We start from the raw sequence: 13,913 nt of genomic DNA, 5'->3' as shown, positions 1-13,913 counted from the left end.
CGAGCTTGTCAGATGACGGGGGGCCGGCCCAGCCGGGTCAGGCGCCACACGGTGCGCCACTTCATCGGGCGGCGCGGTCCGCAGGGTGTGGTCCAGCCTTCCCGGAATCCGCCGAACCACGCCCGCAGGGCGGAGCGTGAGGGGCGGCGCAGCAGGGTGAGCAGCAGCCAGACGCCGAGGTAGACCGGGACCAGGAGCGCGGGGAGGTTGCGGCGGGCGAGCCAGACGCGGTTGCGGGCGACCATGCGGTGGTAGACCGCGTGCCGCGAGGGCGCGGTCGTGGGGTGGTACAGCACCATGTCGGACCGGTAGTCGATCATCCAGCCGGCGTCGAGGGCCCGCCAGGCGAGGTCGGTCTCCTCGTGGGCGTAGAAGAACTCGTCCGGGAGTCCGCCGACCTCTTCGAAGACCTTCGTACGGACGGCGTTGGCGCCGCCGAGGAAGGTGGTGACCCGGGAGGAGCGCATCGGGTCGGCGGCGCGCAGCCGGGGCACGTGGCGGCGGGCGGTGACCCCGGTGTCGGGGTCGGCGATGCGGAAGCTGATGATGCCGAGCCGCGGGTCGGCCTCGAAGGCCGAGCGGCACAGTTCGGCGGTGTCGTACTGGGCGAGGAGCCCGTCGTCGTCGAGGAACAGGAGTATCTCGACGTCGCGGCCGCCGGGGCCGAAAGCCTCGATGCCGACGTTGCGGCCGCCGGGGATGCCGAGGTTCTCCGGCAGCTCGACGGTGCGGACGCCCTCGGGGACGTCGGGGACGGGCGAGCCGTTGCCGACGACGACGACCTCGACCTTGTCGCCGTCCTGCTTGGCGATCGAGTCGAGCAGGGCGCGGAGTTCGTCGGGGCGGTTGCCCATGGTGATGACGACCGCGCCGACCTTCGTGCGGGCGCTCATCGCAGCCTGCTCGAGGCCATGACGGACACCAGGTGCAGGACGGCCTGCACCAGCGCGATGCCGGCCAGCACCGCGACACCGAGCCGGGTGAAGAACAGGTCGCCGCGCACCTGGTCCACGATCGCGAGGACCAGGATCAGCAGGGACGCCTCGATGCCGAGCACCAGGCGGTGGAACCGGACCGCGGAGGCGGCCCTGCGGGCCAGCGCCATCCCCGAGGAGCGCGGCTCGGAGGCCGCCTCCTTGACCGGGGGCAGCCCGACCTGGTGACGGGCGACGCCCACCAGGTCGGTCTCGGCCTTGATCAGGATCGCGCCGAGCGCGGCCAGGGTGCCGAGGAAGGCCCACAGCCAGTCGATCCGGCCGGGGCCCCACAGGTCGGCGGCGCGCAGTCCGAGACCGACGAGCACGGCGGCGTCGGTCAGGTAGGCACCGACCCGGTCCAGGTAGACCCCGCCGAGCGAGAACTGCTGCCGCCAGCGGGCGATCTCGCCGTCCACGCAGTCGAGCAGCAGGTACAGCTGGACCATCACCACACCGAGCACGGCGCCCGCGATCCCCGGCACCAGCAGGGCCGGGGCGGCGAGGACGCCGCAGACGGTCATCAGGTACGTGAGCTGGTTGGGCGTGATCCTGGTGTCGACCAGGTAGCGGTCGATGCGCAGGGACACCTCACGCATGTAGAGGCGTCCCGCCCAGTGCTCACCGCTGCGCCGGTCCTTGACCCCGGCGGGGTGGACGACCGGTCGTAGTTCAGCTACCGATGGCCTTGACATAGTCGACGTAGACGTCCTTGATCTGTTCGGTCGTGAGGTCGAGGTGTTCGAGGATCGTGTAGCGGCCTGGGCGCGTCCGGGGGGCGTACTCCACGACCCGGACGAACTCGTCCGTCGTGAAGCCGATCTCCTCCGGCAGCACCGGCAGGCCGTGCCGGCGCAGTACCCCGGCCATGTGGGCCGAGTCCTCGTGCGCCCCGCGCAGGTACATCGCGAAGGCCGCGCCCAGGCCGCACTGCTCGCCGTGGGCGGCCGCGCGCTTGGGGAAGAGCAGGTCGAAGGCGTGGTTGATCTCGTGGCAGGCGCCGGAGGACGGGCGGGAGTCGCCCGAGACCGACATGGCGATGCCGCTGAGGACCAGCGCCTCGGCGAGCACCTGGAGGAAGTCGTTGTCGCCGACGCCTCCGGGGTGGCGCAGCACGGCCTCGCCGGCCTGGCGGGCCATCGCCGCGGCGAGACCGTCGATCTTCTCGCCCTTGACGCGGTTGGCCAGCTCCCAGTCCGCGATCGCGGAGATGTTGGAGACGGCGTCGCCGATGCCGGCCCGCACGAAGCGCACCGGTGCCTCGCGGATGACGTCGAGGTCGATGACGACGGCGATCGGGTTCGGCACGCCGTAGGAGCCGCGGCCGGCGTCGTTGTCGAGGGTGGCGACCGGTGAGCAGAGGCCGTCGTGCGCGAGGTTCGTCGGTACGGCGACCAGCGGCAGGCCGACGCGCGCCGCGGCGAACTTGGCGCAGTCGATGATCTTGCCGCCGCCCAGGCCCACGACGGCGTCGTAGTGGCCGGCCTTTATGTCGCCGGCCAGCCGGATCGCGTCGTCGAGGGTGCCGCCGCCGACCTCGTACCAGGTGGCGCCGGGCAGGGAGGGGGCGAGGCGCTCGCGCAGCCTGGCTCCGGAGCCGCCGCTGACCGCGACGGCGAGCTTGCCGGAGTGCGACACGCGCTCGTCGGCGAGCACCCCGGCCAGGTCGTCGAGGGCACCCGGGCGGATGTCGACGACGACCGGCGAGGGGATGAGCCTGGTCAGTACCGGCACGCGATCTCCCGTCCCCGGGCGAGGTCGTCGTGGTTGTCGATCTCGACCCACGTGACGTCACCGATCGGCGCCACGTCGATGCGGAAGCCCCGGTTCACCAGTTCCTGGTAGCCGTGCTCGTAGAACTGCTGCGGGTCGGTCTCCCAGACCGTCTTCAGCGCGTCGGCCAGTTCGGGGGCGGCGTCGCCCTCGATGAGCGTGACGCCGATGTACTCACCGGTCGCCTCGGCGGGGTCCATCAGCTTGGTGATCCTCGTCATGCCCTTGGCGGGGTCGACGACGACCTTCATCTCCTCGTCCGCGAGGGGCTTGACGGTGTCGAGGGCCAGGATGATCCTCCGGCCCTCACCGCGGGCGGCGAGCAGGGTCTTCTCGACGGAGACCGGGTGCACGGTGTCGCCGTTGGCGAGGATCACGCCGTCCTTGAGGGCGTCCCGGCCGCACCACAGGGAGTAGGCGTTGTTCCACTCCTCGGCCTTGTCGTTGTCGATCAGGGTGAGCTTGAGGCCGTACTTCTGCTCCAGGGCGGCCTTGCGCTCGTACACGGCCTCCTTGCGGTAGCCGACGATGATCGCGACCTCGGTCAGGCCGATCTCGGCGAAGTTCCCGAGGGTCAGGTCCAGGACCGTGATGCTGTCCTCTATACCCGCGGGCCCCACCGGCACCAGTGCCTTGGGAAGGCTGTCGGTGTAGGGGCGCAGACGCCGTCCGGCGCCGGCCGCCAGCACGAGGCCGATCATGCGGGTTCTCCTTCATCGTGTACGGCGGGTGCGCCGCCCTTGTGGGCGGACACCCAGAAGTGGATGCTCTCGACGAGCACCACCAGGGCGACGGCCACGGCGAGGACCGTGAGCGAGACCGTGAACTGCGCGGCGGTGAGCGCCGCGGCCAGGACGGTGACGACCAGCGTCCGTCCTTCGTGTCCCCCGATGGAACGCACCAGCCAGGCCGGCGGCGCTCCGGCGTTGCCGCGGATGCGGTACACCGTGTCGTAGTGATGGTAGGCGACGGCGCCCACCAGCCCGAAAGCCGCAGGAAGCGCCCCGTTCACGTCCGCGTGGGCCGCCAGTACCAGGACCGTGCCGTATTCGGCGGCCCGGAACAGCGGGGGGACCAGCCAGTCGAGGGCGCCCTTGAGGGGGCGGTACAGCGCCTGACCCGCGGTGACGGCGTAGACGACGGCGCCGGCGACGGGTGCCCAGGTCGCGCCGGAGAAGAGGGCCACGGCGAGGATCGCGGTACCGGCCGCCGCCACCAGGAGCGGTGCGCCGAGGCGGGCCCGGGTGACCCGCGCGACGAAGGAGGCGAGCGGTCCGTTGTCCGCCAGGTCGGCCAGGGCCCGCGCCGCCCGGTCGGTGCGGGTGGCCCTGCGGGTCAGCGAGCGCAGGACGCGGCCTGCCGTGGTGTAGGTCGCGGCGAAGGCACAGCCCGCGAGCAGCACGTAGAAGGTGATGCGCGGGGTCGTGACGGCGGTGAGGACGGCGATCATCGCCCAGCGTTCGCCGATCGGCAGGACGATCATGCGGCGCAGCCAGACCGTCCAGCCGACGCTGTCGAGCTTGTCGGAGAGCGCGGCGGTGGGGCTGGTGTTGGCGGTGGCGTCGTGGTTGGCCTCGTTGAACGAGAAGTCGACGACGTGCCGGCAGGTCTGGAGGATCATCGCGCCGAGCGCGAGGGCCCATACGTCGTCATGGCCGCCCCGGGCCGCGCCCAGGGCGAGGCCCGCGTAGTAGGCGTACTCCTTGGCCCGGTCGAAGGTGGCGTCCAGCCAGGCGCCGAGCGTGGAGTACTGCAGGGAGTAGCGGGCGAGCTGTCCGTCGGTGCAGTCCAGGACGAAGGAGGCGATCAGCAGGACGCCGGCGGCGACGAACCCGGCGCGGGTGCCGGTGGCCGCGCAGCCCGCCGCGATCAGCGCGGTGAGCAGCGAGGCGGTGGTGACCTGGTTGGGGGTCAGTCCGCGCCGTGCGCACCAGCGGGCGAGGTAGCGGGAGTACGGGCTGATGCAGTAGGTGGTGAAGAAGCCGTCGCGGGCCTTCACCGCGGACTTGAGGCGTACGGCCTCGTCGTCGACGTCGGCCACGGCCTGCCGTGCCTCGTTGCGGGCCTGCGGGTCCACGGGCACGGCGGCGACCAGGCTGCCCAGCTCGGGACGGTGCACCTCGGCGCCGTCGGCCTCCAGGGCGGTGACTATGCGGTCGGCGAGGCTGTCGACGGCGAGGGCCGTGCCCCCGCCCGCGGAGTTGTCCCGGGCCACCGCGCGGGTCAGCTCCTGCCTGCCCTCGGGCCGGGCCGTCACCGCGCCCGGCACCGCGGCGAGCGGGAAGCGGGGGTCGGTGAGGCCGAGGCGCAGCGCGTGCGGGTGGCCGACGAAACGGGCGTCGACGACGGCGACCCGTTCGCCGGCGGGCACCCGGGCGAGCAGCGCCTCGGCGTCGACGGCGTCGACGGCGACCCGTACGTCGAAACCGAGGGACCGCAGGTCACCCTCGATCGACGATCCGGGGACCGGCTGACCGGTGAGGATGGCGGTCGACAACCGAACTCACTCCCTGGGTGCCGACGCCTGGCGCCGGTCGTCTGCGTGGTGGGGCGCCCCTCGCCGGTGGCGGCCGGGCGGCATGTCGGCAGAGGCTATCGGATGCCCGGAAGCCCGCGTTCACCGCCTGTTCAGCGGTCCGATCAACGTGGTTCGCCCAAGCCCCTGCCGCGATCATCATCGGGGATCCGGGCCCCGGCCCACAAACCGCGCCCCCAAGCCCGGGCATTGGGGACATTGCGCCGGTCCCCGCGGCCTCGGCATAGGGTGGGCGACCATGACCTGGCTGATCACCGGCGGTGCCGGATACATCGGGGCCCATGTGGCGAGGGCCATGGCCGACGCCGGCGAGCGCGTCGTCGCCCTGGACGACCTGTCGGCCGGGGTCCCCTCGCGGCTCCCGGCGCACGTCCCGCTCGTCCGCGGTTCCTCGCTCGACGGGGACCTGCTGAAGCGGCTCTTGGCGGAGCACACGGTGACCGGGGTGGTGCACCTCGCCGCGCGCAAGCAGGTCGCCGAGTCCGTGGCGCAGCCCACGCGGTACTACCGGGAGAACGTGGGCGGACTCGCCACCCTGCTGGACGCGGTGGCCGGCGCCGGGATCGAGCGGTTCGTGTTCTCCTCGTCGGCGGCCGTCTACGGCAACCCCGACGTGGATCTCATCACGGAGGACACCCGCTGCGCGCCGGTCAACCCGTACGGCGAGACCAAGCTCGCCGGGGAGTGGCTGGTGCGGGCGGCGGGCCGGGCGCACGGCATCTCGACCGTGTGCCTGCGGTACTTCAACGTGGCGGGCGCGGCCGCTCCGGAGCTGGCCGACACCGGGGTCTTCAACATCGTCCCGATGGTCTTCGACCGGCTCACCCGCGACGAGGCCCCGCGGATCTTCGGCGACGACTATCCGACGCCGGACGGCACCTGCGTCCGCGACTACATCCACGTCGCGGACCTGGCCGAGGCGCACCTCGCGGCGGCCCGGCGGCTGGCCGGCGGGGACGTCCGGGGCGACCTGACGGTGAACATCGGCCGCGGCGAGGGAGTGTCGGTCCGCGAACTGGTGACCCTCATCGGCGAGGTCACCGGTGACCGGCGGTCCGCCCTGGTCGAGGGGCGCCGGCCGGGGGACGCGCCCCGCGCGGTCGCCTCGGCCGCCCTGGCCGCCGCGGAGCTCGGCTGGAGCGCCCGGCGCGGGGTGCCCGAGATGGTCGCCTCCGCGTGGCGGGGCTGGCAGTCACACCACGGCGGCTGAGCGCTCGTGACACTCCCGCGACGGCTCTGACCTGCCCCGTCGTTTCCGCAGGTCAGGGCACATGACAACGGTGTTCAGTGCCGCGTTGCCCGATACCCCCCGGCCGTAGTTCACTGATCCGGGGCGACACAGGAGGCGGCTTTCATGGGGTCCGGTCACGATCACGGCCACGCGCACGTACCGCCGGCCGGCGGTACGGCGACCGCGGCGTACCGCGGGCGGCTGCGGATCGCGCTGTCGATCACGCTCGGCGTCATGGTGGTCGAGATCGTCGGCGGTGTGGTCGCCGACTCGCTCGCCCTCGTCGCGGACGCGGCGCACATGGCGACCGACGCGCTGGGCCTCGGCATGGCGCTGCTCGCGATCCACTTCGCGAACCGGCCGCCCACCGGCAACCGCACCTTCGGGTACGCCCGGGCGGAGATCCTCGCCGCCCTCGCCAACTGCCTGCTGCTGCTGGTGGTCGGCGGTTACGTCCTCTACGAGGCGGTCCAGCGGTTTGTGACGCCCGCGGACACCGAGGGCGGGCTCATGATCGTGTTCGGGCTGATCGGCCTGGTCGCGAACATGGTGTCGCTGTCGCTGCTGGTGCGCGGCCAGAAGGACAGCCTGAACGTGCGGGGCGCGTTCCTCGAGGTGGCGGCGGACGCACTGGGCTCGGTCGCGGTGCTGATCTCGGCGACGGTGATCCTCACCACCGGCTGGCAGGCCGCCGACCCGATCGCCTCACTGGTCATCGGTCTGATGATCGTGCCGCGCACCCTCAAGCTGCTGCGCGAGACCCTGGACGTCCTGCTGGAGGCGGCGCCCCGGGACGTCGACATGGCGGACGTCCGGGCGCACATCCTCGCGCTGGACGGCGTCGAGGACGTCCACGACCTGCACGCCTGGACCATCACCTCCGGGATGCCGGTCCTGTCCGCCCATGTGGTGGTGCGCTCGGACGTACTGAGTGCGATCGGTCACGAGAAGATGCTGCACGAACTCCAGGGCTGCCTCGGCGACCACTTCGACGTGGAGCACTGCACCTTCCAGCTGGAACCGGGCGGCCACGCGGAACACGAGGCACATCTGTGCCATTGAGGCAGGTGGGGTGCCCGGGGCGCGGAACGCACCCGTCCGGCGCGCGGACGCGTCCTTGCGCCCACAGCCCCGCCGCGGACGGTTCCCCGTCCACCCCGCAGGGCACGATCACCTGCCGGGCCGCCACTCCGGGTGCCCGGCCGGTGACGCGCTCGGGACATGCGGGTGCCGCGAAGTGCCGGGAGTGCCGGATTCGTACGGCAGACTTGGGGCGCGAAGACCGATGCGAAGGATGGGTATGCCGATCACACCTGCCACCGCGACGCACAGTTCGTCGAACGGCACCGTGGACGCGATTTTGCTGGAACTGGTCGACGAGAACGGTGTGACCGTCGGCACCGCCGAGAAGCTCGCCGCCCACCAGCCGCCGGGGCAGCTGCACCGCGCCTTCTCCGTGTTCCTCTTCGACGAGCGCGGCCGGCTGCTGCTCCAGCAGCGGGCGCTGGGCAAGTACCACTCCCCCGGCGTGTGGTCCAACACCTGCTGCGGCCACCCCTACCCGGGTGAGGCGCCCTTCGCGGCCGCGGCCCGGCGGACGTACGAGGAGCTCGGGGTCTCCCCCTCGCTGCTCGCCGAGGCCGGCACGGTCCGCTACAACCACCCGGACCCGGCCTCGGGCCTGGTCGAGCAGGAGTACAACCACCTCTACGTCGGGCTCGTGCAGTCGCCGCCGCGGGCGGACCCGGAGGAGGTCGGCGCGACGGCGTTCGTGACCGCGGCCGAGCTCGCGGAGCGGCATGCGAAGGACACCTTCTCCGCGTGGTTCATGACGGTCCTGGACGCGGCCCGGCCAGCGGTCCGTGAGCTGACGGGGGCGTCGGCCGGCTGGTGACCCCGGGCCCGGTCCGACCGTCGGCGCCGCCCGGCCATAAGGTCCGGACGCGGCCGGTGCTGCGGCCGGGAAGGTTCACCGGCTCGCGCATCGCTAGCGGACGCGGGCGGAGCTGAGCGGCAGGGCGGCCCAGATCACCTTGCCGCCGCTCGACGTGTGTTCCACGTCGCACACCCCGCCCGCCTCCCGCGTGATCTCGCGCACGAGCAGCAGGCCGCGGCCGCCGGTCCGGGCGTGGTCGGCCTCCAGGGCGGTGGGGCGGTAGGGGTGGTTGTCCTCCACGGACACCCGCACCCACTCGGCGCCCACGGCGACCTCCACGGCGAGCATCGGCGACAGCAGCGCCGCGTGCCGGACGGCGTTCGTGACCAGCTCCGAGACGATCAGCAGAATGCCCTGTGCCAGGTCCTCCGAGACCGGTACGCCCTGCCGGTGCAGCAGGTCCCGCACGGCGTGCCGGGCCTGCGGGACGGAGACGTCGGCGGCGGGGGCGGTGAACCGCCACACGCCCTCGTACGGCAGCGGATCCGGTGGCGTCGGCCGAGCGGGCTCGGCTTCGCCACCCGCTGGGCGTGGGTCGGGCCCGCGCCCATGATCGTCCATTGTCCGTTCGCCACCCTCGCGCTCGATTGTCACCACACGTCGAGTGTTGGTACCGAGCCGCTTCACTCCGGATGACTGAACAGAAGTCAGCACCTATCGAGTACTTCTGACCGAGGGCTTACGAAGCGGTCGACTTCGAGACCGTTCCTGTCCCCGCTTATGCCGATTCGGCGAACTATTCGGGTTGTACGGGTTTGGTGACACCCTGATCGACCACGGTGCCCCCTCCCGGCGCGACCCCCTCGTCCGCCGCGGCGGCGCCCCGTGCCGGTGCCGCCGGGATGTCCTCGGCGGCGGCCAGCCGGTCGGTGACCATGCCGACGATGCGCCGGCCGCCGAACCCGGTCGCGATCAGGCCGAGCCCGTCGAAGAGCAGGGCGAGGGAGAAGAAGGAGCCGATGACGTACTGGCTGCTGCTCGGCCAGTTCGCCAGCACCAGGACGCCCAGCAGAAGGTCGAAGGCGCCCAGCATCAGGGTCCAGCCGAACTGGGGGCCACGCACCACCAGGCTGCCGACCAGGCGGAACAGACCGGCGGTGAGGAAGAGCAGGGCGGCGAACATGGTGAGCGTCTCGGCGGCGGCGTCGGGCCTGCTGATCACCACCACGCCCGCGGCGATGTTGAGGGCCGCGACGATGACGCCGAGCCAGAAGAAGTTGCTGCCCCGGGCCTGGACGGCGTGCAGCAGGCCGACGGCGCCGCCGATCAGCAGCAGCCAGCCGAACAGCAGCATGGAGGTCAGGGTCGCCACCGCGGTGTAGACGAGCCCGACGAGACCGGCGAGGACGAGGACGATCCCGAGGGCCGCGAGCCAGCCGAAGCCCCGGTGCAGTTTCGCCGCCTCGTCCTCGGACCTGGTGGACATCAGCGCCTCCTCGTCGTCGGGGCCGGCGCCTTCCTGATGTCGGGCCGGCCCCTTGTGCTCACTCCTAGTCCCCCTGCCCGCTGTTCCGTAACTCTCACCGGCGGCTTCTTGATCGGCCACCGGGCGGGTGGAAGCATCCGGCCCATGGAGCCCCAGCTGCTGCACGGCGTCACCCACTCGGTGGCCACCGTCACCGTCCACCATCCGGCCAAGCGCAACGCCATGACGGCCGCGATGTGGCGGGCGCTGCCGCCGCTGCTCGACACGCTGGCCGCCGATCCGGACGTACGGGCGCTGGTGCTGACCGGGGAGGGGACGACGTTCTGCGCGGGGGCGGACATCTCCACGCTGCGGGGGTCGCCGCGGGAGGCGCAGCGGCTGGCCGTGGACGCGGAGGACGCGCTCGCCGCGTTCCCGAAGCCGACGCTCGCCGCCATCCGCGGGCACTGCGTGGGCGGCGGGTCCCAGCTCGCGGCGGCCTGCGACCTGCGGTTCGCCGAGGAGGACGCGCTGTTCGGGGTGACCCCGGCCAAACTCGGCATCGTGTATCCGGCGTCCTCGACCCGGCGACTGGTGTCACTGGTGGGGCCGGCCACCGCGAAGTACCTGTTGTTCTCCGGTGAGTTGATCGACTCGGCGCGCGCGCTCGCCACCGGTCTGGTGGACGAGGTGCTGCCGGCCGGCGGACTGGCCGCGCGGGTCGCGGAGTTCACCGGGGTCCTGGCGTCCCGTTCGCAGCTGACGCAGGCCGCGGCGAAGGAGTTCGCCGACGGGCGCACGGACCGCGACGCCCACTGGGCGGCCCAGGCGGCCGGCAGCGGCGACACGGCGGAGGGCGTGGGGGCGTTCCTGGAGCGACGGCAGCCCCGGTTCACCTGGACGGTTACCGACCAGTCGGTATCCTACGGGGCATGACTACCGCCGCTCTCGACCCGCGCTCCGGTCGCCGCTGCCACAACGCGCTCAACTCGCTGCACGCCACGCACTACTTCGCCCCCGAGCTGGGCGCGGAACTGGGCGCCCTCGGGGTCACCAGCCCCCGAGCCGTCAACTTCGCGGTGCGGGCCGCCGCCCTCGGGCCGGTCGGCGCCGGGGCCGTGACGGCCACGTTCTACAACTACAAGTACGAACTCGTGGCGCGGCACGTCCCCGCGGTGTGGGAGACCGCCGCACCCGGGCAGGTGCTGGCGGCCCGGACACGGGCCGTCGACGCCTCACTGCGCCGCCTGCTCGGCGAGGAGACGGTGACCTGCCCGGAGATGGCGGAGGCCGCGGAACTGGCGCTGCGCGCCGCCGAGGCGTGCTCGCGCGGTGGGCGCCCGCTGTACGCCGCCCACGCCGACCTGCCGGTCCCCGACGAGCCGCACCTCGCGTACTGGCACGCCACCACGCTGCTGCGCGAGCACCGCGGCGACGGGCATCTGGCCGCGCTGATCGCGGCGGACCTGGACGGCCTGGAAGCGGTGGTGACCCACACCGCGACCGGCCGGGGCATGACACCGAAGTGGGTCTTCGGCACCCGCGGCTGGAGCCAGGAGGACTGGGACGCGGCGACCGGGCGGCTGCGTGAGCGCGGGCTGCTCGACCAGTACGGCGAACTCACGGAAGCGGGCCGCGCGCTGCGCGAGGAGATCGAGCACCGCACCGACGTACTCGACCGGGCCCCCTACGAGCACCTGGGGGCACCGGGCGTCGCCCGCCTGACCGACCTGGCCCGCGCCTTCGCGGGCGCGGCCCTCGCGGCGGGCGCCTACCCGGCCGACCTGGTGGGGAAGGGCTGAGGGACGAGGACGGCGCGGGGGCGGGGGCGGTTGTCCGGCGGTGCCTCGGGCTCCTCACGGGGACGCCGGGCTGACTCCCGTCGACGCCCCGCCGCCGGGTGCGCCCTGATCCCCGACTGTCGGTGTCACCTGCCACAATTGCCGCGCAACCTCAGTGAGAAGGCGGTACGGGCGTGACGACACCCCTCGTAGGGTCCATCGAAGGCAGGATCGCCGCGGAACTCGGCGTCCGTGAGCGGCAGGTCAGGGCTGCCGTGGAGCTGCTCGACGGCGGTTCGACAGTGCCCTTCATCGCCCGCTACCGCAAGGAGGCCACCGAGCTGCTCGACGACGCCCAGCTGCGCACGCTGGAGGAGCGGCTGCGCTATCTGCGCGAGCTGGAGGACCGGCGTACCGCGATCCTCGACTCCGTGCGCGAGCAGGGCAAGCTCTCCGAGGAGCTGGAGGGCCGGATCCGGGCCGCCGAGACGAAGGCGCGGCTGGAGGACATCTACCTGCCGTACAAGCCCAAGCGGCGCACGAAGGCGCAGATCGCCCGGGAGGCGGGGCTCGAACCGCTCGCCGAGGGCCTGCTCACCGACGCCTCGGTCGAGCCGCTCGCCGCGGCCGCCGCCTTCGTCGACGCGGACAAGGGCGTCGCGGACCCGCAGGCCGCGCTGGACGGCGCGCGGGCGATCCTCACCGAGCGGTTCTCGGAGGACGCCGACCTGATCGGCGAGCTGCGCGAGCGGATGTGGGTGCGGGGGCGGCTGGCCGCCAGGGTGCGCGAGGGCAAGGAGGAGGCGGGCGCCAAGTTCGCCGACTACTTCGACTTCGCCGAGGCGTTCACCGCGCTGCCCTCGCACCGCGTGCTCGCCATGCTGCGCGGTGAGAAGGAGGAGGTCCTCGACCTCGTCCTGGAGCCCGAGGAGCCGACGGAGGGGCCGTCCTCGTTCGAGGGAATCGTGGCGAACCGGTTCGGCATCGCCGAGCGCGGCCGCCCGGGCGACAAGTGGCTGAAGGACACGGTCCGCTGGGCGTGGCGCACCCGCATCCTGGTGCACCTCGGCATCGACCTGCGGCTGCGGCTGCGCACCAGGGCGGAGGACGACGCGGTGGGCGTCTTCGCGACGAACCTGCGCGACCTGCTGCTCGCGGCGCCGGCCGGCACCCGCGCGACGCTGGGCCTGGACCCCGGTTTCCGGACGGGCGTGAAGGTCGCCGTGGTCGACGCGACCGGCAAGGTCGTCGCCACCGACGTCATCCACCCCCACGTCCCGGCCAACCGGTGGGACGAGGCGATCGCGAAGCTGGCGCGTCTGTCGAAGGAGCACGCGGTCGAGCTGATCGCGATCGGCAACGGCACGGCGTCCCGTGAGACGGACAAGCTCGCCGGTGAACTCATCGACAAGCACCCGGAGTTGAACCTCACGAAGGTGATGGTGTCGGAGGCCGGCGCCTCCGTGTACTCGGCGTCCGCCTTCGCCTCGCAGGAACTGCCCGACATGGACGTGTCGCTGCGCGGCGCGGTCTCCATCGCGCGCCGTCTGCAGGACCCGCTCGCGGAGCTGGTGAAGATCGACCCTAAGTCGATCGGCGTCGGCCAGTACCAGCACGACCTGTCCGAGCTGAAGCTGTCGCGCTCGCTGGACGCGGTCGTCGAGGACTGTGTGAACGGCGTGGGCGTGGACGTCAACACCGCGTCCGCCCCGCTGCTCTCCCGGGTCTCCGGCATCACCTCGGGGCTCGCCGAGAACATCGTGGCGCACCGCGACGCGAACGGCCCGTTCCGGTCCCGCACCCAGCTGAAGAGCGTGGCGCGGCTCGGGCCGAAGGCGTACGAGCAGTGCGCGGGCTTCCTGCGGATCCGCGGCGGCGAGGACCCGCTGGACGCCTCCAGCGTGCACCCGGAGGCGTATCCGGTCGTACGGCGGATGGTGAAGACCTCCGGTCAGGAGGTGGCCTCGCTCGTCGGCAACACGGGTGTGCTGCGCTCGCTGCGCGCCGAGAACTTCGTGGACGAGAAGTTCGGTCTGCCGACGGTGACCGACATCCTGAAGGAGCTGGAGAAGCCGGGGCGTGACCCGCGGCCCGCCTTCAAGACGGCCACCTTCAAGGACGGCGTGGAGAAGATCTCCGACCTGGCGTCCGGCATGGTCCTGGAGGGCGTCGTCACCAACGTGGCCGCTTTCGGCGCGTTCGTGGACGTCGGTGTCCACCAGGACGGGCTCGTGCACGTCTCCGCGATGTCGAAGACGTTCGTCAAGGACCCGCGGG

Annotated in this window: 13 protein-coding genes; 6 read left to right on the top strand and 7 right to left on the bottom strand. The window is 72.5% G+C overall.

Going from position 1 to position 13,913, the window contains the following annotated elements; translation table 11 throughout:
* Nucleotides 1-8: 8 nt before the first annotated feature.
* From ABZT03_RS20145 to ABZT03_RS20125, 5 genes are read right to left on the bottom strand one after another with little or no spacing between them, the layout of a single operon-like run.
* Nucleotides 9-893, bottom strand: a complete 885-nt coding sequence (locus tag ABZT03_RS20145; RefSeq protein ID WP_356041150.1) for a glycosyltransferase — start codon at nucleotides 891-893, stop codon at nucleotides 9-11.
* Nucleotides 890-1,669: a CDP-alcohol phosphatidyltransferase family protein gene (locus ABZT03_RS20140; protein ID WP_356041149.1), complete on the bottom strand. Its 780-nt coding sequence runs from the start codon at nucleotides 1,667-1,669 to the stop codon at nucleotides 890-892. The genes ABZT03_RS20145 and ABZT03_RS20140 overlap by 4 nt, the downstream gene beginning before the upstream one ends.
* Nucleotides 1,647-2,708: an iron-containing alcohol dehydrogenase family protein gene (locus ABZT03_RS20135; RefSeq protein WP_356041148.1), complete on the bottom strand. Its 1,062-nt coding sequence runs from the start codon at nucleotides 2,706-2,708 to the stop codon at nucleotides 1,647-1,649. The genes ABZT03_RS20140 and ABZT03_RS20135 overlap by 23 nt, the downstream gene beginning before the upstream one ends.
* Nucleotides 2,696-3,448, bottom strand: a complete 753-nt coding sequence (locus ABZT03_RS20130) for a phosphocholine cytidylyltransferase family protein (protein ID WP_356041147.1) — start codon at nucleotides 3,446-3,448, stop codon at nucleotides 2,696-2,698. Before ABZT03_RS20130 ends, ABZT03_RS20135 begins: the two co-directional genes overlap by 13 nt.
* Nucleotides 3,445-5,244 carry a DUF5941 domain-containing protein gene (locus ABZT03_RS20125; RefSeq protein ID WP_356041146.1) on the bottom strand — a complete coding sequence of 600 codons (1,800 nt, stop codon included), beginning with the start codon at nucleotides 5,242-5,244 and terminating at the stop codon, nucleotides 3,445-3,447. The genes ABZT03_RS20130 and ABZT03_RS20125 overlap by 4 nt, the downstream gene beginning before the upstream one ends.
* 277 nt (nucleotides 5,245-5,521) lie before the next feature.
* Here ABZT03_RS20125 and galE point away from each other — a divergent pair, with 277 nt between their 5' ends.
* From galE to idi, 3 genes are all read left to right on the top strand, one after another.
* A complete protein-coding gene (gene galE / locus ABZT03_RS20120; RefSeq protein ID WP_356041144.1) occupies nucleotides 5,522-6,493 on the top strand; it encodes a UDP-glucose 4-epimerase GalE in 972 nt (323 codons plus the stop codon).
* A gap of 144 nt (nucleotides 6,494-6,637) precedes the next feature.
* Entirely contained in the window at nucleotides 6,638-7,576 is a 939-nt protein-coding gene (locus tag ABZT03_RS20115; protein WP_356041143.1) for a cation diffusion facilitator family transporter, read from the top strand.
* A gap of 238 nt (nucleotides 7,577-7,814) precedes the next feature.
* Nucleotides 7,815-8,408, top strand: a complete 594-nt coding sequence (idi, locus tag ABZT03_RS20110) for an isopentenyl-diphosphate Delta-isomerase (RefSeq protein ID WP_356041141.1) — start codon at nucleotides 7,815-7,817, stop codon at nucleotides 8,406-8,408.
* Between the two features lie 93 nt (nucleotides 8,409-8,501).
* Here the strand turns inward: idi and ABZT03_RS20105 are convergent, their stop codons facing one another.
* Nucleotides 8,502-9,011, bottom strand: a complete 510-nt coding sequence (locus tag ABZT03_RS20105; protein WP_356041139.1) for an ATP-binding protein — start codon at nucleotides 9,009-9,011, stop codon at nucleotides 8,502-8,504.
* Nucleotides 9,012-9,186: 175 nt separating this feature from the next.
* Complete coding sequence (locus ABZT03_RS20100; RefSeq protein WP_356041137.1) at nucleotides 9,187-9,876, bottom strand: HdeD family acid-resistance protein; 690 nt, start codon at nucleotides 9,874-9,876, stop codon at nucleotides 9,187-9,189.
* 144 nt (nucleotides 9,877-10,020) lie between these two features.
* Between ABZT03_RS20100 and ABZT03_RS20095 the strand changes: the two genes are divergently transcribed.
* From ABZT03_RS20095 to ABZT03_RS20085, 3 genes are all read left to right on the top strand, one after another.
* A complete protein-coding gene (locus ABZT03_RS20095) occupies nucleotides 10,021-10,791 on the top strand; it encodes an enoyl-CoA hydratase/isomerase family protein (protein ID WP_356041135.1) in 771 nt (256 codons plus the stop codon).
* The gene (locus tag ABZT03_RS20090; RefSeq protein WP_356041134.1) at nucleotides 10,788-11,657 is read left to right on the top strand and encodes a hypothetical protein; all 870 of its coding nucleotides are present in this window, start codon (nucleotides 10,788-10,790) and stop codon (nucleotides 11,655-11,657) included. Before ABZT03_RS20095 ends, ABZT03_RS20090 begins: the two co-directional genes overlap by 4 nt.
* Before the next feature lie 173 nt (nucleotides 11,658-11,830).
* Nucleotides 11,831-13,913 (top strand): Tex family protein (locus tag ABZT03_RS20085; RefSeq protein WP_356041132.1); only part of this gene is annotated, 2,083 nt, incomplete at its 3' end.

This window comes from Streptomyces sp. NPDC005574 (genome assembly GCF_040605435.1).
Classification (GTDB): domain Bacteria; phylum Actinomycetota; class Actinomycetes; order Streptomycetales; family Streptomycetaceae; genus Streptomyces.
This window is presented reverse-complemented; position numbering and strand designations above follow the sequence as displayed.